The following is a 25,501-nucleotide window of genomic DNA, read 5'->3' as shown; positions in this document are numbered from 1 at the left end:
ACGTGGGATATAGCGGAGACAGTCAGCAGAAAGGAACGACGAATCGTGTTTTCAGGCAGTTTGCGCGGACGCTTGCTGTGGTGGCTCTTGCTGCCACTGGCGGCGTTCGTTTCCATTTCCGGCATGATTTCGTATCGCAACGCGCAGACCACGGCCGACCTGGTTCAGGATAACGCGTTGCTATCGTCGATACGCATCATTGGCGAGGACATCGATTGGGATAACGGCCACGTGTCGGTCCAGATTCCGCCGGCCGCGCTCGAGCTGTTCGAGTCGCCGGAACAGGACAGCGTGTTCTATCGCGTCGAAGCGAGCGGCCACCGCCTGCTGGCCGGCAGTCCCGAGTTACCGGTGCCGCGCGGCGTGAGCGACGTCCCCATGCTGTACTCCACCCATCTCGAGGACGGCCGTGCCGTGCGCGCCGCTACCTACGTGCGGCAGCTATACGACTCGGGCCGCACCGAAGAAGTCGTCGTCGCGGTCGCAAAAACGGAAGGTTCGCGCGACGCCATGGTGTGGCGCCTGTTGCGGCCGCAACTGTTCGGCGAGGTGCTCACGCTGGTGCTCGCGATGGTGTTCGTCTATCTCGGGCTGACTTTCGAATTGCGGCCGTTGATGAAGGTGAAAGACGACGTCGCCGATCGTAACGCGTCGCAACTTGAACCGATACGCGTGGCGCGCTTGCATGTCGAATTGACGCCTATCGTCGAAGCGATCAACCAGTGCATCGCGCGCATGGGCCAGCAGGCCGCGACGCAGCGGCAATTCATCTCCGACGCGGCGCATCAGTTGCGTACGCCGCTCGCGCTGCTGGTGGCGCAGATCCAGTTCGCGCGGCAACGTGAGAATCGGGACGTGCCGCTCAGCGAAGCACTGGCCGGCATGCATAAAAGCAGCCGCAAGCTGACCACCTTGACCAACAAGCTGTTGCTGCTCGCGCAGGCCGAGTCCGCCGCGCCCTCCAATACGCGCGAACGGGTCGATCTGAGCGCGTTGATCGCGGGCGTGCTGGAGGAGTTGATCGCTTTCGCGCAGTCGCGTGAAATCGATCTGGGCGCTGAGTTGGAAGACGGCCTATACGTGACCGGCGACGAGGCGCTGACCGCGGCGCTGGTGACCAATCTCGTCGACAACGCGCTGCGCTATACGCAACCCGGTGGCCGCGTCACCGTGCATACGCAGCGCGGTAATGACAGGGCGATCGTGCGGGTGATCGACAATGGGCCGGGTATCAAAGCCGAAGCGAGGGCGCGCGTGTTCGAGCGTTTCTATCGCGCGTCGAACCACGCTGACGGAACCGGCCTCGGCTTACCGATTGTGCGCGAGATCGCCCGCCGGCAAGGCGGCACGGTTACGCTCGAGCCGGGAGAGGGCGGTGTTGGCCTCGTCGCCACCGTCGAGATGCGACTATGGTCGGCGGCGGTTTGATGCGTCGCCAAATCAGGGGAAACCGATGAAACTGCTGCTCGTTGAAGACGACGCTGACCTCGCGCGCTGGGTGATGAACCTGATGCAGGTCGAGAATTTCGTGGTTGACTGGGCGCAGGACGGCGAGCGGGCGGAGACGCTGCTCGGCGTGCAGTGCTACGACGCGGTGCTGCTCGATCTGCGCTTGCCGGGCATTGGCGGCAAGGACGTGCTGGCGCGTCTGCGCCGCAAACGCGACAACGTGCCGGTGCTGATGCTCACCGCCAACGGTTCGACTGACGACAAAGTAGCCTGCTTCTCGGCCGGCGCGGACGACTACGTCGTCAAACCTTTCGACGCGCGCGAGCTGGTGGCGCGCATCAAGGCGCTGATCCGCCGTCAGGCGGCGGGCGATAAGGGCCAGTCGATCGACTGCGGCGATCTGCGCTATCTGTTCGATTCCCGTGAATTCGTATTGCAAAACGAGCCCTTGCCGTTACGGCGGCGCGAACACGCCATCCTCGAAACGCTGATGCTGAAGCAGGGCAAGACCGTCTCGAAGTCCACCCTGATGGACAAGGTCTTCACGCTCGACGACGAACCCAGCGCCGATGCCATCGACATTTACATTCACCGCTTGCGCAAGCATCTGGCGAGCTCCAGCGCGAAGATCATGACCTTGCGCGGGCTTGGCTACATCCTGCGCGAAGAAGTGTCGTGCGAAGCGTTTGCCGAGTCGCTTTAGCGCATCAGAGCAATCCTTAAGGATTTCTTGAGGGTCGTTCAAGACGCCTCTCGACCACCCGCGATTCGCGCCGTTTCATTGGCACCTTCCATAAGGCTTTCATAAGGTTCCCCATTGCATTATTCGCCGCATCGAGCGAGCGCAAGCGCGCCTGCTCGCAACGTCGAATTAAATGCCTATTGATGGGAGAACCCGCTTGCTAGAGACCTCGACTTATCGCGTTGCGGAGATGCGCAACAAAGTGCCCGAGGCAACACTTGTCTTCTGGGCAATCAAGATCATGGCGACCACCGTCGGCGAGACCGGCGCGGACTATCTGGCCGTGCACGTGGGGCTCGGCACCGCGCTCACCGGCGGGATGATGCTCGCGTTGCTGATTGCCGCATTGGCCGTGCAGCTTCGCATGCGCAAGTACGTGCCGTGGATTTACTGGCTGACCGTGGTGCTGGTCAGCGTGGTCGGCACGCAGATTACCGATGCACTGACCGACAAGCTCGGCATCAGCCTCTATGCCAGCACGATCGCGTTTGCCCTCGCGCTGGCCGTGGTGTTCGCGCTCTGGTACCGCAGTGAGCGGACACTGTCGATTCACACCATCTACACGACGCGGCGGGAGCTTTTCTACTGGGCCGCAGTGTTGTTCACCTTCGCGTTGGGCACCGCGGCCGGCGATCTCGCGACAGAAGCGCTGGGGCTCGGCTTCATGATCGGTGTGGTGGCATTCAGCGCGCTAATCGCATTGGTGTGCGCCATCTACTACGTCGGCGGGAATCCGGTGCTGACTTTCTGGCTTGCCTACATTCTGACGCGGCCGTTGGGCGCCTCGTTCGGCGATCTGCTTTCGCAGTCCCGCACATACGGTGGTATCGGTCTCGGCACGATCAATACGAGCGTGCTCTTTCTGAGTGCCATCGTCCTGCTGGTCATCTTCGCGAGTGCAGTCGAACAGCGGTCCACACGCACTATCGCCGCACGTGAACCTTGAGCGCGTGTCGCTCGACAAGTCGCAGATGTAGCCCTTTTTCAATCGTATGTCGAATCAAACGGAAGAGAACAATCATGAACCAACGCACGCTCAACAAAGCCGTCATCGCTTCTTTCATTGCCCTCTCCGCCATCAGCTTCGGGCATCGCGAGGCGGGTGGGGTCGGCTTTCCCTCGGCCGAGGCAGCCGAGCCTGTCAAGGCGTCGAAGCTCGGCGACCTCTCGCCGTTCCGCAAGATCGCCGCCGACACCGCGGTACTCGTCGGCCAGGGCAATCTCGCGGGCGGTAAGGTGCGCATCAAGGATCTGGAACTCGCATGGGACGACGCCGAGCCTTCGCTGAAGCCTCGCGCCGCAACGGACTGGCACACCGTCGACAAAGCGATCGACCGCGCGCTGAGCGCGTTACGCGCCGGCACGCCGAACGCAGCGGAATGCAAGCAGACGCTCGCTGATCTGCTGGCGGTGATGGACAGAATGAACGGCAAGGCCTGACGCGCCGAAAGGCGCGAGCGATGACAGAGGTCATCCGTGAAACATCTGTTCGCCTTTGAATCGGTACGGTATGCAAACCAATTTTTACCGCTGATTCAGCAGGTGGAAAGCTCCTGGTCGCACAAGGGCAGGAGCTCATTCACCTGGTCAAGAACGCCCGTTTTTTTCCAGGCCATGTACCGAAGATAACAAGTCTGTTGCGGCGGAAAAGTCGCCGGCAGCCTGTGCCACTTTTCTTTCGTCTGCTGTACCCAGAGTATCGCGTTGAGGATCTCGCGATCGCTGCGACGGGGTCGCCCGCGACCGGACGAAACCTCGGGAAAAAGACTCTGAACACGCGCCCAATCGGCGTCGGTGAGGGGGATCTGAAGCATCTGCCGCCTTGAATGACTGTGTGGGGAATGCGCAGTCGTTGCATGCTGCGTTTGCTGCCGATACTAGTAAATCTTTTTTTCTCGGTCAAATTTTATTGTTGCACTGCGATGCCCTCATTCATCGCTTGTTGTTTAGCGATCTTATTCACTATGCATGACACGGTTTCCCCGTTTGAAACGATGGACTTGTGGTAATCGCCGCGTTCAACGCCCTGTGCGATGGTCCCGTAACGTTGATGCGAAACGCTACGTAACATCGGCGTTCATACAAACGTTTGGCGATTGAAATTGCGCCTCGACAGGTTTGATCGGATGGTCGTAAACCATTGATCAGTAGGGCTTGCCGGCCATGGTCGCTGATAGGTCGCGCAGTGAACGTGCCACTTGGCACGACATGTGCATGCTTTAGCTAGGTTAATAAATTGCGCCTACGCCATGCTATCGCTCGACTATGAAAAGCCTGTATCGCTCGCAACTACGTTCGGCACACGTACCGCTTGCATTGAACAGACCGATTGGAACGACTCGCGCGACGATTCCATGGCGCTGAGCGAACTCGAAAGCCGCGTCCGCCAAGGTCTGCGCGCGGGTGAGTTTCATCTCGTGTTTCAGGGTGCTTATCGCGCGGCAGGCGGCGCGCTGGCGCGTCTCGAAGCGCAGGTTCGATGGACGCATCCCGACTACGGGCTGCTGCTTCCCGGCGTTTTCATGATGCCGCTCGAACACCCGCAGGTCGCGCTGGAGATGGCCTTGTTCGTCGTCGACGGCGTGTGCCGTGAACTGCGCGAGTGCCTCTCGTCGAAGATGGCGCTGCTGCCGGTCGCGATCACGGTGCCGGCGCAAGTAGCCGTGCTCGAATCGTTTGCCGACGACCTCACGCGCATCGCGCGATCGTATGGCGTGCCGGGCAACCTGCTTGAAATCGAAGTGCCCGATAGCGCAGACGCAGCACGTCTGCTGTCTTTGCGTACCTTGACGGCCGGCCTTCGGTCTGCGGGAACCGGCATCTTGCTGGGCAAGTGGGGCAACGGCGCGTCTTCGCTCGCACTGCTCGGCGCAATCGACGTGGACACCGTCACGATCGCGCCTGAGTTGATGGCAGCGCTTCCACGCGATCCTCGTGCCTGCGTGGTGATGTCGGCGTTACTGGATCTGCTTCACGCGCTTGACGTGCAGGTCGTGGTGAATGGTGTGGAGACCAAAGCACAGTTGCAATGGTTGAGCGCGTCATGGCCAGAAGCGTTAGTGCAAGGCTTCCCGTTCTCTCGCCCGAAGGCCGGGCTGGCGAATGTGCTGGCGCCAAGCCGCGACTCGTGACCACGGCAGAGGACGTTACGTAACGTCCCGCGTGCGATGTCGTTGAGGCGAGCACCCACTGCTCGCGGAAAATCGGCAACTGGCGCTATCGTCTGCTTCCACCGGCGACTGCTTGCCGGTGGTCAAAGAAGCTCATCGCCATCGTCACGCCGCTGAAGAATGGTGCGCTGCAATAGACGCGTTCGACCGCGTTCGTAGCATAAACATCTTATTGAAACGCACGTGTGATCCTGGCGAACAGCCCGTTCCTCGCGATCCATTCTGCGTAGGCACGATAGTCGGGATCGTTCATCAGATGCCGCTCCTCGGTTTTAGCGCGCATGAAATACAGCAGATTGACGCACGCCAGCGCGAAGCAGTGCGTGAGCGCGACTTGCCAGCCCATGGGTTCGATGAACGGCACCGAGACCATCCAGAACGAGAGGTTCTTCGTGATGTAGGCGGGATGCTTCGTGAAGCGATAAGGACCCGACGTGATGATGCCGCGATTGGTCAAGTTCGAAAATCGCAATCCGAATGCGATGGTGGAAAGCGCGTAGCAGAAGACCAGGGCGATAATCACGGTGCCCCAGATGATTCGGACAATCGGCACGGATATCAGCCAGTTGTCCCAGAACATCGCGCCCTGGTAGTGCATGTACTGGGCCGAGATCAGCGACCAGAACGGCTGATAACAGAGAAGTGCAACCAGCCAGCCGAGCGTGGTCGGCTCCGCGCTGCGCACGTGGGTATCGAGAATGCGTAGTGTGCACAGATAACCTACCGTGCCGAACATCAGGTCCATCGTGAAGGACAGGTCGTACATGAACCTGAACGTCGCCAGCGAGAACGGCGCGTTCATGGCGGTCGCAAGCGATGCGCCGATATGGTCCGCATCGGTGGAAAGATAGGTGATCATCAGCGGCAGGAAGAACGCTTTCACCATCCAGCCGGCGAGCATTTCACGCACGGGCTTCCAGTTGCCTGGGCGCTGCCCGAGGAATACGAGGCGGCCCCACAACATATAGGCATCGTCGACTTCGCGTTGACGCCTGTCCATCCACGCAAAGTAAAACGGCGCGGCCACGATCAGATACGGTGCGAGCGTACGGATCAGTGACCAGAAGGGGTTATAGAACGTGCCGTGATACTCGGGCAAGAGCCAGTAGAGCACACCGATGCCGACATACACGGAAGCCAGCGCGGCAAGACGCAAACTCACACGCGCGACACTGAGCGGCCGAACCGCCTGACCGGTCAGTCCGGCGCTTGGGCGTAGATACACGCGTGCGACGAACAGCTCGTACAGGGCGATCGTCGCGATGATCGCGAGGCAGGCGGCGGTGCTGCGGCGCGCGCCATCCAGCGCGGTACTGTCGCGTAGCAGCCAGAGCGTTAGAAGGCCGACGGCGATGCCAAGCAGGCCGACGGAAAACGGCGTCGCCGAACGCGGCCGCTGCTCCTGCACGTGCGCTACGTTATCCAGAGTGGAGTTCATGTCATCCTCGTAGTCATGACATAGATAGCGGCCGGGCTTCTGATTTTTTAAGTCCCGACCGCTGTGCTGATTACCGCTTATTTACCTGCGACACCACCCAGCAATCCGGTGACGAGGTTCGTCACCGGCGCCAGCGGATTCGTGCTGGTCGAACCGCTCCCCGCACTGCCCGCGTTGCCGGTCAGGCCGGTCACGAGGCCCGTGACCGGCGCGAGCGGCGAGGCCTTACCGGATGATGCCCCACTCAGCGTCGAAGTCAGTGTCGTGACGAGACCGGTGACGGGCGCGAGCGGTGAGTTTTGGCCCGCGGCGCCACCCAGCGTCGAGGTCAACGACGTGACGAGACCCGTGACCGGTGCGAGCGGACCGGCGGCGCTGGAAGTGCCGCCGAGCGAACCCAGGTTGCCGAGAAGTCCGGTGACCGGCGCGAGCGGACTGCCGGCGCCGGAGGTGCCGCCGAGCGAACCCAGGCCGCCGAGGAGTCCGGTGATCGGCGCGAGCGGATTACCGCTGCTGCCGGTCCCACCGAGCGAACCGAGGTTGCCGATCAGGCCGGTCAGCGGCGGGATGCTAAGGCCGCTACCCGATCCACCCAGTCCGCCAAGCGGGCCCAGCAGGCCGGCGATCGGCGCCAACGGGTTGGTCGTCGCGCCCGTTAGCAGTCCGCCTGCGCTCGTGACCGTGTTGCCAAGCTGACTTACTACGCTGCCGACGTCTTTACCCACCTGATTACCCGTCGCGCCGGACACTTGCTGACCGGCCGAATCGAGTCCGTTGCCGATGGTGCCCAGCAAGCCGTTGAGCGGCGCGCCGAGGCCCGTGGTGTTGCCGATGGTCTGCGTCGTATTCGAGACGGCGAGGGTGATCGGGTTGATAACCGAGCTCAGTTGGGTTTCGACCTGTTGAACCGGCGCGCTGGTCAGCGCCGAGTTCAATCCCGAGCCAACTTTGACGACGCCGTCACCCACGCCGCCGACAACGGTACCCAAGGTCGACGTAACGGGTGCGAGCGGCGCAAGAGGCCCGGTTCCGAGACTCGTCACCACACCGCCGACCGCGGTAACGGCCGCGCCTGCATTGGTAACGAGACCCGATGTGGAGGTCAGGGTCGGGCCAAGCGGATTGGTCGAACTGCCCAGCGTGCCCAGACCTGTGGCCACGCCGTTGCCGAGCACGTTGACGCCGTTGCCGAGATCGGTGATGGCGGCGCCGAGATTCGCAGTCGTTGCGCCGTTGACGCCGGGGACTGAGGTGCCGGTGATCGTGGAACCCGTGTCAGCGATACCCGTGCCCACGGCAGTGATGACGTTACTGACTTGGGTGACGACGGTGCCGAGAGGGGTCGAGGAGGCGCCCGAGCTGCTGGAGCTGCTAGAACTGCTGGTACCGGAGCTGCTGGTGCCAGAGCTGGAACCAGAACTGGAGCCGGAGCTTGAACCCGAGCTGCCCGAAGTGCCGCCTAGTCCACCGCCACCAAGCCCGCTGGGCGTGTTAAGGGTCGATCCACAACCGTAGAGCGCGAGTAATGTAAATGTCGCGACAGCGATGGCTGTCCGACCGGTGAATTTTTGCATGATGTCCCCGTTGAACGACTATTGGCGGGGTTGACACTGCAAGTTGCGCGCCAAATGCGAGTTATGGCTTCATCTCGGTGATTCAGCGTATATATGGTTGAAGATATTATGATATGAAGAATTTACCGCATCAAAAACACGATTCAGCCTGAAGTGGCTGCGCCGTGTTCCACGTACATGCTACGTAACGCGTCCGGCGGGCGTAACGGCGCGGAGCCGCCGCCAAACACCGCAGCGATTCCCGCCCTCAATTACGCCCTTCGCCGATTAAAACGCAGCGGTATAGATCGCTAACGCATCGGCCTCAGTAACAGGCCGGGGGTTGTTCACCAGAAGCCGCGTTTGCAGCATCGCGTCGCTCGCCATCCGTTCGAGTCCGCTACGTTCGATGCCGACATCGCGCAACCGGGCCGGAATCGCGGTCGCGGCAATCATCTGTTCGAGCCGTTCGATCAACGCCTGCGTCCTGCTTTCGGCACTGCCCGTGATACCCGGCACGACCACGTCCGCGAGTTCCGCGTACAGATGCGCCGCGGCCTCGGCGTTGAAGCGCAACACGTGCGGCAGCACAAGCGCATTCGAAAGACCGTGCGGGACGTGATAAATGCCACCGATCGGATACGCGAGCGCATGCACTGCGGCCACCGGTGAATTGGCGAACGCCTGGCCGGCGAACGCCGCGCCGAGCAGCATCGCTTCGCGCGCCGCGCGATTCTGGCCGTTCTCGCATGCGGGCAACAGATTGCGTGACAGAAGTTCGAGCGCCTTCACCGCCAGCATGTCGGACACCGGGTTTTTCAAATGCGCGGACGTGTACGCCTCGATCGCGTGAACCATCGCGTCGACGCCGGTTGCCGCGGTCGCGGCAACCGGCAGTCCGAGCGTGAGTTCCGCGTCGAGAATCGCCAGATCGGCGACCAGTTGCGGCGCGACCACGCCCATCTTCTTCGCCTCGCCCACCGTCACGATCGACACGGCCGTGACTTCGGAGCCGGTGCCTGCCGTGGTCGGCATCTGCACGAGCGGCAAACGCGACACGGTGATCTTGTTCACGCCGTACATGTCGGTGAGCGCCTGCTCTTGTTGCGGAGCCAGCACGGCGATCAGCTTCGCCACGTCCATCGACGAACCGCCGCCGAGTCCCAGCACGATCTCCGCGCCGGCTTCGCGTGCGCGCGCAGTCGCCTCGAGCACGATGTGCTCGGGCGGATCGGCGATCACGTCGTCGATCACGGTGGCATTCCAGCCGGACGCCGCGAGATCGGCGAGCGCCGGATTCAGCAGCCCACTCTGGTGAAGAAACCCATCCGTCACCACGCACAGGCGTGTGAGCGACGGAAATTGCGCGCGCAGCAAAGCGCCGAGACGGCGCGCTGCGCCAAATTCGACGACCATCGTCGGCACGGTTTGAAACCGGAATGCGTTCATCATTTCACCTGCAGGTCAGCACTGGCCATTGATTACTCCAGCAAGATCGGTACTTCAAACGTTCAGAATCCAGATTCCACCATTCGCTATCGCGGGTGGGCAGGCAGACGTCAGTTGTACCAGATTCGGATCGCTTTACTACAGGCACCAGGCGACCGTTGGCATTTAGCAGGAGTCGCATCGAACCGCTTGCTGCGTTGAGATCGTTTCTATTTTTCTCAGCCTTCTCGAAGCACTTCCCGAAATCACAAAACTCAGCGCGGCGAGTACCCAGACTCCGGCGCCGCCATAAAGCATCACCCAGCCAAAGCCGTCTATTAGCGCGGCGTGAACGGCAGTTCCGGATGGGTCCAGTGTAGCGAGTGCAGGGATTCCACGTCTGACCGCTTCGACGTCTCCTGCGGCAATCTTCTCCGCCAGTCGTCCGAGCGGGGCGGTGTCGAGCGTCGCAGGAAGTCGCGCCCTCAGATTGACCAGGATGCCGCCAACCAGGATCGCCCCCATCAACGCGATGTTGATCGCAAGCGTAATCATGCGCGCGCTCATATCGATCCCGGATGCCATGCCCGCCCGCTCCGCCGGAACCGCACCGGTCGTCGTATTGGTGACAGGCGTGTTGGTGAGGCCGAGGCCGGCGCCGGCGAGGATGCAACCCGGCAACATGGTCCACACGCCGGGATGCGGGACGTTGCTGCCGTATTTCATCAGCATGAAGCCAAGGCCGATCGTAAACAGGCCTGCAGGTATCGCGATTCCCGATCCATAACGCAGCGCAAGACGTTCACCGAGCGGCGGAAATAACAGTGTCGGCAGTGTGTACGCGAGTAGCGCAAGACCGGCGCTCACGCTGTCGTAGCCGAGGCCGATCTGGAAATAGATCGGCAGATAGATCATGAACGGCCAGAAGCTGAAGTTCATCCCCGCGGAGCCCATCAGCGCGCCGGAAAATTTCCGGATCCTGAATACGGAGAAGTCGAACATCGGGCGAGCACTGAGTCGCTCAGCGCATAGAAAAGCAATGAAGGCGACGGCCGTTGCCACCAGAATCAGGATCGCGCGAAGACTCGCGAAACCAAGATCCGAGCCCTGTGTGATGTAGTACGTGAGGCCGAACACCGCCAGCGAAAGCGTGACGATGCCGGCCACATCGAGCGTGTGCGCGTGCGGATCGCGCGACTCCCGGACGCCGCCGAAAACGAGCGTCAACGTGACAGCGGCAAGCAGCGCGTGGATCCAGAAGACCCATTGCCATCCCGATACCGCAACGATCATCCCGCCGATGATCGGTCCAAAACCAAGCCCGATACCTAGAATGATGCCCCACGCGCTGAAGGCCCGGACGCGCTCAGGTCCCTCGTTGAATTGATGCGAGAGCACGGCGACCTGGCATATCAGCATCGCGCCGCCACTCGCGCCTTGCAGCAAGCGCGCGACGATCAACGTCGGCACGCTCTGCGCGAAACCGCAGATCAGCGAGGTGAGGCCGAACAGCGCGATCCCGATGACGAAAATACGTCTGCGGCCGAATCGGTCCGCCAGCGCGCCGGTTGCCATCAGCACCGTCGTCACCCCGAGCGTGTAGGCATTCATGATCCACTGCATGCCCTTGAAGTCGCCATGCAGGACGCGCTCGAGCGTCGGCAGGATCACCGGCACGCTGGAGATTTCGAGGCCGAACATCAGTGAAGCCAGGCACACGGCGCCCAACGCCAAAGTGTTTTTGCGGATGGAGAAGCGAGCCGTCGATTGCGCGGCGTTGCTCGAAAGGGCGTCGGCTGCCCGCGTGTCCGACAAGCTTGATGGATGTTCTTCTGCGATAACCGTCTGGGAACCTTCGTCGTAGGACGGCGGCGCGTTTCTGGACCTGGACATAGGAATTCACCTCGATAGTCGATGGCTTTGGCCACCATGGACTGTGTAATATAGAGGGAATCTAAGTCCCTATTGACGCGAATAAATCCCGGAAATGCGTCCTCCATGGAACCAATAAGGTGAGGGTATGAGCGACATTCTCGACGGCGTGACAACGTTCGTGCGTGTGGTTGAGACGGGCAGTTTCGCGTTGGCTGCCGAACGCATGGACCTCACACGCTCGGCGGTCGGCAAAGTCATCGTGCGGCTCGAAAAGCGTCTCGGCGTGCGTCTGCTCAATCGCACGACGCGCAGCCAGAGTCTCACCGAGGCCGGGCAAGCGTATTACGACCGTTGCGTGCGCGCGCTGGCTGAACTCGAGGCCGCCGAAGCCGATCTGGACTCGGGGCGTCGCGAACCGAAAGGACGTCTGCGCGTAAGCGTACCGCAGGCCTTCGGTCATCATTGTGTAGCGCCGGTGCTGCTTGGGCTTGCGCGCAGGCATCCGCAATTGAAGATCGACATTTCGGTCGCGGACCGCTTTGTGGATGTCGTGGAAGAGGGCTTCGATCTCGTCGTGCGGATTGGTCCACTTGTCGATAGCGTGAGTCTCGCGGCGCGGCGGCTCGGTGTTCAGTATGCAAGTATTGGCGCCGCGCCGGCGTATCTGGCGCGCTGCGGCACGCCGGGCCGTGTGGCTGAATTCCACGGGCACACGATCATTGCTTATTCACGCAACGGGGTTATCGAGCCGTGGAATGTGCTCGATGTCGATGGGCAAATCCGCCGCGCGGATGTTGTGCCGCAGCTTAGCTTTGACGATATGCAGGGGATCGTGGACGCCGCGATTGCGGGCTTCGGACTGGCGTGGCTACCGAGCTGGCTGCTCGCGCGTTTTGAGGCAACAGGTCAGTTGCAGACCGTGATGGAGAATTGTTTTCGACCTTCACAGGAGATCCACGTTGTGTGGCCGAAGAGCCGGTATCTCGCGTTGAAGACGCGCTGCGCGATCGATGCGCTTGTCGCCGAGATTCCCGCGATGCTTGGAGCGCCCCCAGCGAACTGACAAGGAGGCGCACCCCCGCTGCCACTGCAGGCGCGCCACCGTTTGTACGTAATGCCTAGAATTGCAACGTAGCGCTAGCCACGGCAGTTCGTGTCGGCGAAGGCGCCACGTAATAGCCCCACGCGGTGGTCCAGTAGCGGCGGTTGAACAGATTGTTGATCCCCGCACGGAACGTCACATCCTTGCCGGCGATTTTCGTCTCGTATCGGCCGCTCAAATCGTAAGTGACATAAGCCGGCACGAACTGTGTGTTGGCCGCGTCGACCGCCTGGTTGCCGACGTACTTGCCGCCGAACGCCAGCGTCAGCGGACGCAGATATGACGGGTTGTATTCGATCCGGCCGGTCACGGTGAATCTCGGCGCGCCATACACGCGCTTGCCTTCGACACTGGCGTCGTCCACGTCGACCGCCTTCGTGTCGAGCCACATCACGCCGCCCATCACGCGCCATTCGCTCGTCAGCGCGAGCCAGCCGCTTGCGTCGACGCCGGTATAGCGCTTCGTGCCGTCCTGCACGAAGATGTTGGCCGAGTTCGTATAGTTGTAGCCCTGATCGACACGGAACAGCGCAAGATTGGCGCCCCACTTGCTGTGGTCCGTCTTGAAGCCGACTTCGTACTGCTTGCTCTTCAGCGGGCCGAATGTGTCCGGGTAATTGAGGTTGGTGTTCGATGCCGCGCCACCCTGTTCCAACGATTCGACATAGCTCGCGTACACCGTCGAGTACGGGTCGGTCTTGAACATCAGCGCGAAGGTCGGCGTGACCGGATCCGCGCTGTACTGTGACGATACGGCGCCGCTCGTGTCGTACACGTGCTCGCGGTATTGCGTGTAACGCACGCCGACCAGGGCGGACAGACGCGATGTGAGCTGCACCGTATCGCTCGCGTACACGGCGGCCTGCGTGGTGCGCTGCTGACGATAGAGATCCGAGCCGATGCTGACTTCATCGTTGGTCAACAGCGTGCTGTTGTACAGATTGCCGTTGCCGAGGAAGTAGCCGTTATTCCAGCCTTCGCTGTTGCTGTACTCGCTGGTTTGCGTCTCGAAACCCGCGCCGATCACCACGTCGTGCTTGATGCTGCCGGTGTTGAATTTGCCCTGCACCATCGCGTCGACGTTCTGGTAGAAGTAACGCGTCATCGCCGCATAAAGCGTGTTCGAGTAGTTGCCCGCGTTATCGGTCACGAACAGGAAGCTGTCCGAATTGGTGCGGTTTTCTTTGGCGAAACGGTACTTCACGTTCGCATGCCAGTTCTCGGAGAGGCGGTAATCAAGCCCCGTGCCGAACGAAGCCATCTCGGTCTGATAGTAATTCTGCGGTTGCGTCAGCGCGTGGGTGACGGTGCTTGCGTCGGGAATGCCGAGGCCGCTGCCGAACATCAGGCCGAATAGCGTGCCGTTGGTTTTGCGCTTCTGATAGAAGGCGTCGGCGGTAAAGGTCAGGTCCGGCGTAATGCGGAAGTCGAACGCGAGCGAGGCTACCTGGCGGCGGATGTGACCGTGATCTTCCGCGGTGTTGCCGTCTTCGTTGACGAGGTTCAGGCGGTAGCCGAAGCGGTTGTCATTGCCAAAGCGGCCACCCAGATCGACCGCCTCGCTGAACACGCCAGCCGACTTGTAGCCGATCGAGATGCTGCGGTAGGGATCGTCGGTCGGGCGCTTCAGCACGTAATTGACGATGCCGCCCGGCGAACCGAAGCCATACATGAAACCGGACAGACCCTTGAGCAATTCGACCTGCTCGAACGGCTCGAGCGAGAGATCGGTGTCCCACGAGGGGAAGGTCTGGCCGTCGACCTTGATGCTGTTCAGCGTGTCGATCGGCATGCCGCGCACGGTGAAGATCGCGTTTTCGCTGATGGCGTTTTCGCTGATGGCCGATACCGCCGGGTCGTACTTGAACAGATCGTTGGCGGTTGCCGCCATCAGGTCCTGCGCCTCGTCGCTCGTCACCACGCGCGTCGAAAACGGCGTGTCGACCTGTTTGCGCGAGCCCAGTGCGCCGGCGCTGACGGTGTCGGCCTGCGCCACGGTTGTGTCTTTCGTTGCCGACACACTCACCGCAGGCAGGGTGGCGGCCGTGTCGCTTGCCGCGACCTGCGCCCATCCCGAGGACGACAGCGTAGACAACGATAAGCCGACGCTGACGAGGAGCCCCGCACTGAGTAGCGACGGAGCACGGCGGTGGCCGCGCAAAAAGGTTGGGCGCGCTGGGCGTCCTGCGACAAATGAATTCTGCATGTTGTTTGAGTTAGGCAGCGTGACGCCGCCGCGCACCAAAGATGTGCGAAACGGCCAGTTTCGAGCGAGTGGTTGTTAAACGGATGGTTCAAACTGCGACTTCATACGAATGGTAATGCATCTGATTCGCATTAACAATCGCTAGTTTCGCATCGCAAGTCATCTATAAGACATCTGTCTTAAGGCATAGGGCATTCGGCTCAAAGCCTTATCTGGCGGGGCTTGACCCTGTGCGGGGCGTGGCGGCGGCATGTTTGTTTCGCAGCGAGTACTGGAAAACACGCATATACTCACGGTCGGGCCGTAAAAAGTAGTGCCGTGGGTCGCGCTGCGTTCTTGCTGCTTTGTCGCCACCCCGCGGCTCAGCGCCACCAACGCTCTGTCTAACACTTCACCAAGCAAAGCATCAAACATGTCCACATCGCCGAAGATCATCTACACCCTGACCGACGAAGCGCCTGCTCTGGCGACTTATTCGCTGCTGCCGATCGTCAAGGCGTTCACGCGCTCGTCCGACGTGATCGTTGAAACGCGCGATATCTCGCTTGCCGGCCGGATCATCGCTGCATTCCCGGACTACCTGACCGCGGAACAGAAGGGTTCCGACGATCTGGCGGAACTGGGTGGACTCACCACGCGTCCGGAAGCGAACATCGTCAAGCTGCCGAACATCAGCGCATCGGTACCGCAACTGAAGGCCGCGATTACCGAGCTGCGCGATCAGGGCTTCAAGCTGCCGCCCTATCCGGATGTGGCGAATACCGACACTGAAAAAGACGTCAAGGCGCGTTACGACAAGATCAAGGGCAGCGCGGTGAACCCGGTGCTGCGCGAAGGCAATTCGGATCGCCGCGCGCCGTTGTCGGTGAAGAACTACGCACGCAAGCACCCGCACAAGATGGGCGCGTGGAGCGCGGACTCGAAGTCGCACGTGGCGCACATGAGCGGCGGCGATTTCTACGGCAGCGAAAAATCGGCGCTGATCGCAGCAGCCGGCGCCGTGAAGATCGAACTGATCGCCGCCGACGGTTCGGCGAAGGTCCTGAAAGAAAAGACGGCCGTGCAAGCGGGCGAGATCATCGACGCTTCGGTGCTCTCCAGGAACGCGCTGCGCAGCTTCATCGAAGCAGAAATCGCTGATGCGAAGAGCAAGGGCGTGCTGTTCTCGGTGCACCTGAAAGCGACCATGATGAAGGTGTCGGATCCGATCATCTTCGGTCACGTGGTCTCGGTGTTCTACAAAGACGTGCTGACCAAGCACGCTGACGCGCTGGCGCAAGCCGGCTTCAACCCGAACAACGGTATCGGCGACCTGTACGCGCGCCTGAAGGATTTGCCGGAGCAAACGCGTGAAGCGATCGAAGCCGACATCAAGGCTCAATACGCGCAACGCCCGCAACTGGCCATGGTCAACTCGGACAAGGGCATCACCAGCCTGCACGTGCCGAGCGACGTGATCGTCGACGCTTCGATGCCGGCCATGATTCGCGAGTCGGGCAAGATGTGGGGCGCGGACGGCGCATTGCATGATGCCAAGGCGGTGATTCCGGACCGTTGCTACGCCGGCGTCTACCAGGCAGTGATCGAAGACTGCAAGAAGAACGGCGCATTCGACCCGGTCACCATGGGCACGGTGCCGAACGTCGGCCTGATGGCGCAAGCCGCTGAAGAATACGGTTCACACGACAAGACGTTCCAGATTCCGGCGAACGGCGTGGTGCGCGTGACCGACGCAGCCGGTACGGTGCTGATCGAGCAGGCGGTTGAAGCGGGCGACATCTGGCGCATGTGCCAGACCAAAGATGCACCGGTCCAGGATTGGGTCAAGCTCGCGGTGAACCGCGCACGCGCCACCAACACGCCGGCTATTTTCTGGCTGGACGCAGCGCGCGCGCACGACGCCCAGATCATCAAAAAGGTCGAGCAATACCTGAAGGACCACGACACCAGCGGTCTGGATATCCGCGTCATGACGCCGGTTGAAGCGACCAGGTTCTCGATCGAACGCATCCGCGCCGGCAAGGACACGATCTCGGTCACCGGCAACGTGCTGCGCGACTACCTGACCGACCTGTTCCCGATCATGGAACTGGGCACCAGCGCGAAGATGCTCTCGATCGTCCCGCTGATGGCTGGTGGCGGCATGTTCGAAACGGGCGCTGGCGGTTCGGCGCCGAAGCACGTTCAGCAACTGGTCGAAGAAGGTTTCCTGCGTTGGGACTCGCTCGGCGAATTCCTGGCGTTGGCGGCTTCGCTTGAACACCTGAGCGGCGCGTATCACAACCCGAAGGCGCAGGTTCTGGCCAAGACGCTGGACCAGGCAACGGGCAAGTTCCTCGACAACGACAAGTCGCCGGCGCGCAAGATTGGCGGTATCGACAACCGCGGCAGCCACTTCTACCTGGCGATGTACTGGGCGGAGGCACTCGCTGCGCAAACCGAAGACGCTGCCTTGCAGGCGCAGTTCGCCGGCGTGGCGAAGGCGATGGCCGACAACGAAGCGAAAATCATCGAAGAGCTGGGTGCAGCGCAAGGCAAGCCGGTGGATATCGGCGGTTACTACCGTCCGAATGTCGAACTGACGAGCAAGGCCATGCGCCCGAGCGCCACGCTGAACAAGATTGTGGACGCGGTCGCTTAATGGTCGGAATGACGTGCTGAGTGAGGTGCCGAATGAGGTACTGAGGCCGTTGCTCAAAGTACCGAAGCAGGCCCTGAAGTAAGCAGCAAACAAGACGATGGCGCTCCTCAGGAGCGCCATCGTCGTTTCTACGCATACGTGAGTGGCGGTCATGCCTGCCCTCACACGTGAACGATTTCCCAATCGCTGAGTTTTTCTGGAATGTCGAGCGTCGACGTGTCGATTTCGGTCAACTGCGGGCAGGTCAGGCCGCGTGCGACTTCATCGGCTGCCTGTTGCGGGCTGGAAAATTCACCGAGCGTCTCGTTACCGTAGGTTGCCTCCCAACCGCCCTGGCCCGGCAAAATGTAGAACGCTCCCTGGGTCGATCCAAAGCGAAAGCCTTTCATTTTTAGTCTCCCAATTGCCATTTAAAAACCGCTGCGCCGCGGCGGCTTCATGTATGGAGCGGGGGGACACACTGCCACTGCGTTTTCGTCCCGTCTATTTTGCTGCACCACATGAAGCGCCGGCTCTTGTAAAAGAGTCTACGTCAGCAGGTCACGGCGCAAGGGGCTGTTAGACGGTTCATTCGATCAAAAAATATCGTTTAAAAATAAAGGCTTGTTGTCGTCATTTTGCGATGTGCAACGTGGGGCGGCATTGCGAAATGGCGAATTTGTGCCACGCACCACGATTTTTTACGAAGCAAGGGCTCATGCCACATCGTGAAATTTTGGCGGGTTGGCCAAATAGTGGGGCAGGGCGCATTCGGGGCAGAGCGCGGTTGCGCCCGTGATCGTTCTGTTCAGGAAAGAACCTGGCCTAGAAACGCTAGCAGCACGCGGTTGAACTCATCCGGCCGTTGCAGCGGGGCGAAATGGCTCACGCCAGGCAAAAGAATCAACTTCGCGCCGGGAATGGTGCGGGCGAGATAGTCGGCGTGTTCCGGCTTGATGAATTCGTCGTGCTCGCTCTGGACGATCGCAACCGGCACTCGAATCCCGGCCAGATCGCGCGCGGAGTAGTTGGGCTGGGTTCTCATCATTTCGCTGACCGCGCTGACAAATGCGTCGAAGTCGTCCGGCGTTGCCGAGAGTTGCGCATAGTCTTTGGCATGCCTTCCGAAGCAGCGATCGATGATCGGCGTCGGCACGAATTTCTTCGTCCCGCTCGGATCCATGTTGCAGCCGAAGAAAAACACGCCTGCAACCCGCTCCGGCACCTGGCGGGCCAACACCAGGGCCACGCACGCGCCGTCGCTCCAACCGGCTATAGCGGCCCGGTCGAGCTGCAGCGTGTTCATCACGGCCAGCACGTCGGAGGCCATCAGCTCGTACATATAGGGACGCGCATCGCGGGTGCTGCGGCCATGGCCGCGGCTGTCGATGACCACCACGCGATGCCCCGAGCCGACCAGCGCCGGGACCTGATAGCCCCAGTTGCCGCTGTGCCCCAGACCGCCATGCAGCAGGATCACCGGTTTGCCGGTCCCATAGGACGCGTACCAGATTCGCGCGCCTTCGTGCTCGACGTAGCCGTAGTCGTTCGAGACCGGCAGCGGGGCTGCGCCATGGGCTTCGAAATGGGTGAGGTCGTCGTCGTGGGATTGCATGAGGGTGCCTTCCTGGTGAGCTCAGTAACGCAAGGATCCACCAGGTTGCCAGCGCCGCCACCAGAAAATCAACAAAGCTACGAATTTTCGCGCCTGGACGGTGGATGGGCGGCGTCTTTCGGCAGCGGTGTGTCCTGCTTACTGATGAGTCTGACCGAGCCCATGTTGCGCTGGCGCATTCGCATTGCCGCCCGTCGTGGGCACCGCGACTTTTCTCCCCGGCGCCGGAAATACAACCAGCATCAACACGACCCCGGCCAGCAGCACCACCGCCAAGCCAATCAACCCATATTGCGCACTGCCGGTCTGCGTTTTGACCCAGCCGACAAACGCTGGACTCACAAACCCACCCGTGCCGCCGAGACTCGTGATCATCGCAATACCGCCCGCGGCCGACGAGCGCGGCAGGAAGGTCTGCGGAATCGTCCAGAACACGACAAACGAGCCGTACGATGCAGCCGCCGCGAGCGCCAGCAAGCCAACACCGAGCGCGACGTTATGGCCGGCGGCAGGCAGCAACGCGAACGCCAGCGCGGTCACGCAGGCGCTTGCCGCGACATGCCAGCGCCGTTCCATGGTCCGGTCGGAACTGGCGCCCACCACATAGGTGCCGAGCGCAGCCGCGATGAAAACAAGCGCCGACAACAGTCCGACATCCAGCACATTCGCGACGCCCATGTCGCGGATGATGGTCGGTGCCCAGAAGCCGATCGCGTTGAACGGCATCATCACCGCGAAATAGACGAGTGCCGCGAAATACACGCGCGGGTTCGCGAGCGCGCCGCGCAGTCCGTCGAGATGACCGGTTTGCTTGGTCTTCTCGTCGGCGGCGAGTTCACTCGACACCAGCGCTTTCTCGCGCGCGTCGAGCCAGCTCACGTCTTCCGGCCTGTCGCCGAGCATGAGGAACGCAATGATGCCGAGTGTGACGGCCGGCACGCCTTCTAGAAGAAACAGCCATTGCCAGCCCGGCAAGCCGCCGACGCCGGCAAGCCGCGTCATGATGAACCCGGACATCGGCCCGCCGATGATCCCGGCCACCGCGGTCGCCATCATCAGAAATGCGGTCACGCGTGCGCGCCGCGCGCCGGGAAACCAGCAGCTCAGATAGAAGATGATGCCGGGGAAGAAGCCCGCTTCGGTCACGCCGAGCAGGAAGCGCATCGCATAGAACTGCGTCGGCGTGCGCACGAACATCATCAGACTCGACACCAGCCCCCACGCGAACATGATGCGCAACAGCGTGCGGCGTGCGCCGACGCGCTGCATCCACAGATTGCTCGGGACTTCGAACAGCACGTAGCCGATGAAGAAAAGCCCCGCGCCCAAGCCGTAAGTCGACTCCGAGAAGCCGAGGTCGTGCATGAACTGCAGCTTGGCGAAGCTGATGTTGACGCGGTCGATATAGCTGATCACGTAGCAGAGAAACAGCAACGGAATCAGCCGGAAAAAGATCTTGCGGTAAGTGCGTTCGACCTCGACGGGCGTGAGGTTGTCCGTGGTCGATGTGCCTGAATGCGAATAGCCGTGCATGATGGTCTCGCGAAGAATGCCAACTGCGGTGGGTGTCGCTGCGCATGTTGCGATGCATATTGCGGCGCGCGGTGCATAGCACTGTATATAGCGCGGCAAATCAGCGACGTCCGATCTCAAAGCGGCCCGGCACCGCTTCACTATCCGTCCACGACATCTCGAGCACAATGCTCGCTTTCGTGCATGCCGTCGGCGGCGTTGACGGAGCCGGCTGCATTCGCGGCGCGCGGCAGGCAGCGCGCCAGCGCATCGCCGGCACGTACGCCCTTGCCGGCTGGCAGCACGAAAAGCGGATTGATATCCAGCTCCTTCAGGCTCGCTTGCTGGTCGAGCGCCATGGTGGAGAGCGCGACGATCGTCTCGACGAGGGCCTCGATATCACCAGGCGGTTTGCCGCGCGCACCGTCGAGCATCGCGAAGGCGCGCAATTCGCGGATCATCGCGTGGGCGTCGGCGTGCGTGACCGGGGCCAGCCGGAACGCCACGTCCTTCAGCACCTCGGCATAGATCCCGCCTAGACCGCACATCACAGCCGGTCCGAACGTCGCATCGTTCTCTATGCCGACGATCATCTCGATCGCATCGCGGATCTCTTCCTGCACCAGCACGCCTTCGATTCGCGCGTGGGGCACATGGCGGCGCGCATTCGCGATGATTTCGTCGAAGGCATCGGCAAGCGCCACTTCATCGCGGATGCCGACTCGTACTGCGCCGGCTTCCGTCTTGTGCGGAATGTCGGGCGATTGCACTTTGATGACGAGCGGAAAGCCGATCGACCGCGCGATGGCGCATGCTTCGTCGCTGTTGTGCGCGAGCGCGCTCCTGGGCGTTTCGATGCCGTAATCGCGCAGCAACGACTGCGAGGCATGTTCGGTCAGGTCGCCCTGACTGACAGCCAGCAGCGCGCGAGCTTGCTCTGCATCGTATTGCGGACGTGCAAGCGGTTCTGCACTACGCGCCGCCGCACGCATCCGCTGCGCCTGCGCATAGTCCGACAACGCCGCGAACGCGCGACCGCAACGCACGGGCGTCGCATACAGCGGTACGCCATGCGTTTCGATCATTTCGTATGCGCCGGCGGCCATGTCGCGGCGGGCGTTCCAGGCGAGCATCATCGGCTTGGTCGTGGCGTCGTAGACGCGCACGATTGCCTCGGCCATCACGCGCGCGACTTCTCCGCTCGCGGCGGCAGCCATGATCGCGATCGCGTCGATGTTCGGATCGTCGGCAATGATCTGCAGTGCGTCGGCAAAAATCCTCGGCTCGGCGAGAATGCCCGCCGTGAGATCGATCGGATTGTTCAACGAGGCGAACGCGGGAACGATCGGTTTGAGCCGTTCGAGCGTATCTGCCGACAACGCGGGCACGGACATGCCACGTTCGGCACAGGCATCGGTGATCAGAATGCCGGCGCCGCCCGAGAGCGTGACGACCGCGATCCGGTTGCCGCGCGGCAGGCGTTTGGCTTCGAACGCCTTGGCGTAGTCGCCGAGATCCGCGACATCGGTGACTTCGATCACGCCGGTCTGACGGAAAGCCGTGCGATAGAGCGCGGATGCGCCGCCCAGATTCGCCGTGTGCGACGTGGCTGCTTTGGCGCCGTCGGCGGTGTTGCCGACTTTCCACGCGAGCAGCGGTTTGCCGGCGTCGAGCGCGCGGTTGGCCACGTCGACGAGGCGCCGCGCATCCTTCAAGCCTTCGATATACGCGGCAATCAACGACGTTTGCGGGTCCGCGATACAGGCATCGACGAGATCGAGCAGGCTGACGTCGGCCTCGTTGCCGGTGGTGATGAAATGGCGCAAGCCGATGCCGAGTTCGTCGGCCATCAGCAGCAACGCGCAGCCGAAGCCGCCGCTTTGCGAAATCAATGACAGGCCCCCACGCCGGTAATCGACGCCGAACGGTGCGCCGAATCCGGCGTAGACGCCGGCGCCCGTGCTGACGAATCCCTGGCAGTTCGGGCCGATCACGCGGATGCCGAACGCCTGCGCGACTTCCGCGCATTCGCGCTGCAGCGCGGCGCCGGCTTCGCCCGCTTCCGCGAATCCGGAGCTGTAGATGATCGCGAAGCCGATACCTTTTTCGCCGCATTGGCGCAGCATGTCGGGAACGCGACGCGCCGCGACGAGGATCAGCGCGAGATCGGGCGTAGCCGGTAACGCGGCGATGCTGCCGTGGCACGCCACGCCGGCAATCTCGGCGTACTTCGGATTCACCGGATACAGCGCGCCTTGATACCCGTGCTGTATGAGAAAGCGCATCGGCTGGCCGCTGATCGACTTCGGATCGTTCGAGGCGCCGATGACTGCGATCGAGCGTGGATCGACGAGCCGTCGAATGTCGAGCGTGTTTGCAGCGTGCGCGGTGGTGTTCATAAGGGCGCTCATGCGGCACGCGCAGCGTCGGCGTGAACGCTGTCCTTCTGTTTCGTCTGATCCCGTTCAGCCGCGCGCCGCAGCGTAATCTTCGCGATGTTCAACTGATGAATCTGCGTGGTGCCCTCATAGATGCGGAACGCGCGCACGTCGCGGTAGAACCGCTCGACCGCATTGCCCGCGAGATAGCCGCGTCCGCCGAGCATCTGAACCGCGCGGTCCGCGACGCGTCCGCACATCTCCGAGGCGAACATCTTGCACATCGACGCTTCCAGCGCGACGTCTTCGCCTGCATCGCGTTTGCGGGCGGTTTCGAGAATCATCGAGCGCGCGGCGAAGATTTCGGTCTGGCATTCGGCGATCAGCGCCTGCACGAGCTGGAACTCGGCTACGGGCTTGCCGAACTGCTCGCGTTTCGATGTGTACGCAACGGCTTCGTCGAGCATCCGCATTGCCGGGCCCGTGCACAGCGCGGCCAGGTGAATGCGCTGCTTGTTCAATACCTTCATCGCGGTACGGAAGCCTTGACCTTCGACACCGCCGATCAGATTGGCCGCGGGCACGCGGCACGCATCGAACACTACGTCACCGACCGGCGAGCCCGCCTGGCCCATCTTGTCGTAAGGCGCGCTGGTGGAGAGGCCTGGCATGCCACGTTCGACGAGAAATGCGGAAATGCCACCGGCGCCGGGCGTGGCAGGATCGGTGCGGGCCATCACCGTGAACAGGTCCGCGATCGGCGCGTTGGTGATGAAGCACTTGCTGCCATCGAGGACGTAGTGACCACCGTCGCGCCGCGCGGTCGTGCGCAACGCGGTAGCGTCAGAGCCGGCGTCCGCTTCGGTCAGCGCGAAAGCGCCGGTCAATTCGCCCGAAGCGAGACGCGGCAGATAGCGCTGCTTCTGGTCGTCGGTGCCATCGGCGACGAGCGCTTCCGAACCGATGCCGGTATTCGTGCCGACCCGCGCGCGAAATGCCACCGAGGCCTGCGAAAGCGCGAATGCGCCGCGCACGAGTTGCTCCGTGGACAGTCCTGCACCGCCGAAGTCGCGTGGAATGCTCCAGCCGAAATAGCCGAGTTCGCGCATGCGTTCGACGAGATCCGCCGGTACGGCATTCGCCTGCTCGATTTCGTTTTCGCGCGGAATTGCTTCTTCACGGACGAAACGCGCGACGTCGGCGAGCATCGAGTCGAAATGCGAGGGGTTGCTGGTCATGCTTGTCTCCGTCATGTGAGTCGATTTATGACTGCACTATCGAAGATTTACAGGTCGCCGGCGTCATTTGTTCGACTCTGCAGAACAGAGTTTGGATATGCTGAACAGGAGGCGCAAAATTGGCTATCTGAAGGGAGACGACCATGGCAGCCCACAACAAGCTTCCCGAAGCCACGGCGCTGGCAAGCGACTATCTGGATTCGAAGGCGCGCTACGTGCCCGACGAATTCGACGGCGACCGGCAATTCGCCACCACGTTGGCGCGCGGCCTCGACATCCTGCATTGCTTTACGCCGCGCGAATCGCAACTCGGCAATGCCGAACTGGCGGTGCGCACCGGCATGACCAAGGCCACCATCTCGCGCTTCACCTACACGTTGACGCGGCTCGGCTACCTGCGTGTCAATCGCATGAACAACAAGTTTCAGCTCGGCTCGGCCGTGTTGTCGTTGAGCTATCCGTTGCTCGCGAGCCTGAGTGTCCGGCAGATCGCGCGGCCGTCGATGAAGGACCTGGCCGATCAGATTCGCGGTTCGGTCTCGCTTGGCATGCGCGACCGGCTCAATGTCGTGTATCTGGAAAGCAGCCGCAGCACGACGCCTTTGGGGTTGCCGGCGGATATCGGCCTGAGCTATCCGATCGTGCGAACCGCGATGGGCCGCGCGCTGCTCGCCGCGCTGCCGGCAGAGCGGCGCGAGGCGCTCTGCAACGAGATCGCGGTGAAGTCGCCGAATGAATGGAATACGTTTCGCGAGCGCGTGATGAGCAGCATCGATTACTTCTATGAGCGTGGGTTCTGCGTCTCGTACGGAGACTTGCGACGCGAAGTCCACGCCGTCGCGGTGCCGATGAAACCTTCGGCCGATGGCGAGATTCTGGTGTTCAACTGCGGCGTGCCGTCTTATCTGCTGAAGGAGAATCAGCTCGAAGGGGACATCGGGCCACGGCTGGTTTCGATGGTGCGGAGTATTGAAGGGGCGATGGGGATTTATTAGCGGAGGGCGCTTGCGCAGATTCGACGCCACCAGAAACAAACCCGGCTCATGCAGTCTTATACCTTAACGGTACATAGTTCGCGAGCAAGTGGCCGGGGATTCAGTAAGGGCGGTGTTTTAAGCATCAACGCCTTGCGATGTATAAATACATCGTAATACACCGAAACTTCCAAGCGCCAG

Annotated in this window: 19 protein-coding genes; 8 read left to right on the top strand and 11 right to left on the bottom strand. The window is 61.7% G+C overall.

Features of this window, described 5'->3' with window-relative positions; all coding sequences use genetic code 11:
- Nucleotides 1-45 precede the first annotated feature (45 nt).
- The 4 genes from FSO04_RS22840 (at nucleotide 46) to FSO04_RS22825 (ending at nucleotide 3,631) form a co-directional block, all read left to right on the top strand.
- Entirely contained in the window at nucleotides 46-1,428 is a 1,383-nt protein-coding gene (locus FSO04_RS22840) for a sensor histidine kinase (protein WP_168435794.1), read from the top strand.
- Nucleotides 1,429-1,453: 25 nt separating this feature from the next.
- Nucleotides 1,454-2,152 carry a response regulator gene (locus tag FSO04_RS22835; protein WP_154562727.1) on the top strand — a complete coding sequence of 233 codons (699 nt, stop codon included), beginning with the start codon at nucleotides 1,454-1,456 and terminating at the stop codon, nucleotides 2,150-2,152.
- A 229-nt stretch (nucleotides 2,153-2,381) separates the two neighbouring features.
- The gene (locus FSO04_RS22830) at nucleotides 2,382-3,137 is read left to right on the top strand and encodes a COG4705 family protein (protein ID WP_154562813.1); all 756 of its coding nucleotides are present in this window, start codon (nucleotides 2,382-2,384) and stop codon (nucleotides 3,135-3,137) included.
- Between the two features lie 74 nt (nucleotides 3,138-3,211).
- Nucleotides 3,212-3,631 (top strand): histidine kinase, encoded by a 420-nt coding sequence (locus FSO04_RS22825; RefSeq protein WP_233464950.1) that lies wholly within the window; start codon nucleotides 3,212-3,214, stop codon nucleotides 3,629-3,631.
- 95 nt (nucleotides 3,632-3,726) lie between these two features.
- On the opposite strand, the gene FSO04_RS22820 is transcribed toward FSO04_RS22825, so the two are convergent.
- A complete protein-coding gene (locus FSO04_RS22820; RefSeq protein ID WP_154562725.1) occupies nucleotides 3,727-4,005 on the bottom strand; it encodes a transposase in 279 nt (92 codons plus the stop codon).
- 435 nt (nucleotides 4,006-4,440) lie between these two features.
- On the opposite strand from FSO04_RS22820, the gene FSO04_RS22815 reads away from it, so the two are divergent.
- The gene (locus FSO04_RS22815) at nucleotides 4,441-5,322 is read left to right on the top strand and encodes an EAL domain-containing protein (RefSeq protein WP_154562723.1); all 882 of its coding nucleotides are present in this window, start codon (nucleotides 4,441-4,443) and stop codon (nucleotides 5,320-5,322) included.
- Nucleotides 5,323-5,530: 208 nt separating this feature from the next.
- On the opposite strand, the gene FSO04_RS22810 is transcribed toward FSO04_RS22815, so the two are convergent.
- The 4 genes from FSO04_RS22810 to FSO04_RS22795 all read right to left on the bottom strand — a co-directional run bounded on the left by FSO04_RS22810 (nucleotide 5,531) and on the right by FSO04_RS22795 (nucleotide 11,481).
- Nucleotides 5,531-6,799 (bottom strand): isoprenylcysteine carboxylmethyltransferase family protein, encoded by a 1,269-nt coding sequence (locus tag FSO04_RS22810; protein WP_154562721.1) that lies wholly within the window; start codon nucleotides 6,797-6,799, stop codon nucleotides 5,531-5,533.
- A gap of 77 nt (nucleotides 6,800-6,876) precedes the next feature.
- Nucleotides 6,877-8,373 carry a collagen-like triple helix repeat-containing protein gene (locus FSO04_RS22805; protein WP_154562719.1) on the bottom strand — a complete coding sequence of 499 codons (1,497 nt, stop codon included), beginning with the start codon at nucleotides 8,371-8,373 and terminating at the stop codon, nucleotides 6,877-6,879.
- A 267-nt stretch (nucleotides 8,374-8,640) separates the two neighbouring features.
- Nucleotides 8,641-9,801, bottom strand: a complete 1,161-nt coding sequence (locus tag FSO04_RS22800; RefSeq protein WP_154562811.1) for an iron-containing alcohol dehydrogenase — start codon at nucleotides 9,799-9,801, stop codon at nucleotides 8,641-8,643.
- Nucleotides 9,802-9,966: 165 nt separating this feature from the next.
- Entirely contained in the window at nucleotides 9,967-11,481 is a 1,515-nt protein-coding gene (locus FSO04_RS22795) for an MFS transporter (protein ID WP_233464954.1), read from the bottom strand.
- Between the two features lie 319 nt (nucleotides 11,482-11,800).
- Between FSO04_RS22795 and FSO04_RS22790 the strand changes: the two genes are divergently transcribed.
- Complete coding sequence (locus tag FSO04_RS22790; protein ID WP_154562715.1) at nucleotides 11,801-12,718, top strand: LysR family transcriptional regulator; 918 nt, start codon at nucleotides 11,801-11,803, stop codon at nucleotides 12,716-12,718.
- A gap of 55 nt (nucleotides 12,719-12,773) precedes the next feature.
- Here the strand turns inward: FSO04_RS22790 and FSO04_RS22785 are convergent, their stop codons facing one another.
- On the bottom strand, nucleotides 12,774-14,963 hold the full coding sequence (locus FSO04_RS22785; RefSeq protein WP_154562713.1) for a TonB-dependent siderophore receptor: 2,190 nt from the start codon (nucleotides 14,961-14,963) through the stop codon (nucleotides 12,774-12,776).
- A 412-nt stretch (nucleotides 14,964-15,375) separates the two neighbouring features.
- Between FSO04_RS22785 and FSO04_RS22780 the strand changes: the two genes are divergently transcribed.
- Nucleotides 15,376-17,604, top strand: a complete 2,229-nt coding sequence (locus FSO04_RS22780) for an NADP-dependent isocitrate dehydrogenase (protein ID WP_154562711.1) — start codon at nucleotides 15,376-15,378, stop codon at nucleotides 17,602-17,604.
- Nucleotides 17,605-17,765: 161 nt separating this feature from the next.
- Here FSO04_RS22780 and FSO04_RS22775 read toward each other — a convergent pair whose 3' ends face one another.
- The 5 genes from FSO04_RS22775 to FSO04_RS22755 form a co-directional block, all read right to left on the bottom strand.
- A complete protein-coding gene (locus FSO04_RS22775; RefSeq protein ID WP_154562709.1) occupies nucleotides 17,766-17,993 on the bottom strand; it encodes a hypothetical protein in 228 nt (75 codons plus the stop codon).
- A 398-nt stretch (nucleotides 17,994-18,391) separates the two neighbouring features.
- On the bottom strand, nucleotides 18,392-19,198 hold the full coding sequence (locus FSO04_RS22770; RefSeq protein ID WP_154562708.1) for an alpha/beta fold hydrolase: 807 nt from the start codon (nucleotides 19,196-19,198) through the stop codon (nucleotides 18,392-18,394).
- Nucleotides 19,199-19,336: 138 nt separating this feature from the next.
- Nucleotides 19,337-20,731 (bottom strand): MFS transporter, encoded by a 1,395-nt coding sequence (locus tag FSO04_RS22765; RefSeq protein WP_154562707.1) that lies wholly within the window; start codon nucleotides 20,729-20,731, stop codon nucleotides 19,337-19,339.
- A 140-nt stretch (nucleotides 20,732-20,871) separates the two neighbouring features.
- A complete protein-coding gene (locus FSO04_RS22760; RefSeq protein ID WP_154562706.1) occupies nucleotides 20,872-23,109 on the bottom strand; it encodes an acetate--CoA ligase family protein in 2,238 nt (745 codons plus the stop codon).
- Between the two features lie 8 nt (nucleotides 23,110-23,117).
- Complete coding sequence (locus FSO04_RS22755) at nucleotides 23,118-24,326, bottom strand: acyl-CoA dehydrogenase family protein (RefSeq protein ID WP_154562705.1); 1,209 nt, start codon at nucleotides 24,324-24,326, stop codon at nucleotides 23,118-23,120.
- 143 nt (nucleotides 24,327-24,469) lie between these two features.
- On the opposite strand from FSO04_RS22755, the gene FSO04_RS22750 reads away from it, so the two are divergent.
- Nucleotides 24,470-25,321 carry an IclR family transcriptional regulator gene (locus FSO04_RS22750; protein WP_174825306.1) on the top strand — a complete coding sequence of 284 codons (852 nt, stop codon included), beginning with the start codon at nucleotides 24,470-24,472 and terminating at the stop codon, nucleotides 25,319-25,321.
- The last annotated feature ends 180 nt before the right edge of the window (nucleotides 25,322-25,501 follow it).

It is taken from the genome of Paraburkholderia madseniana (genome assembly GCF_009690905.1).
GTDB lineage: Bacteria > Pseudomonadota > Gammaproteobacteria > Burkholderiales > Burkholderiaceae > Paraburkholderia > Paraburkholderia madseniana.
This window is presented reverse-complemented; position numbering and strand designations above follow the sequence as displayed.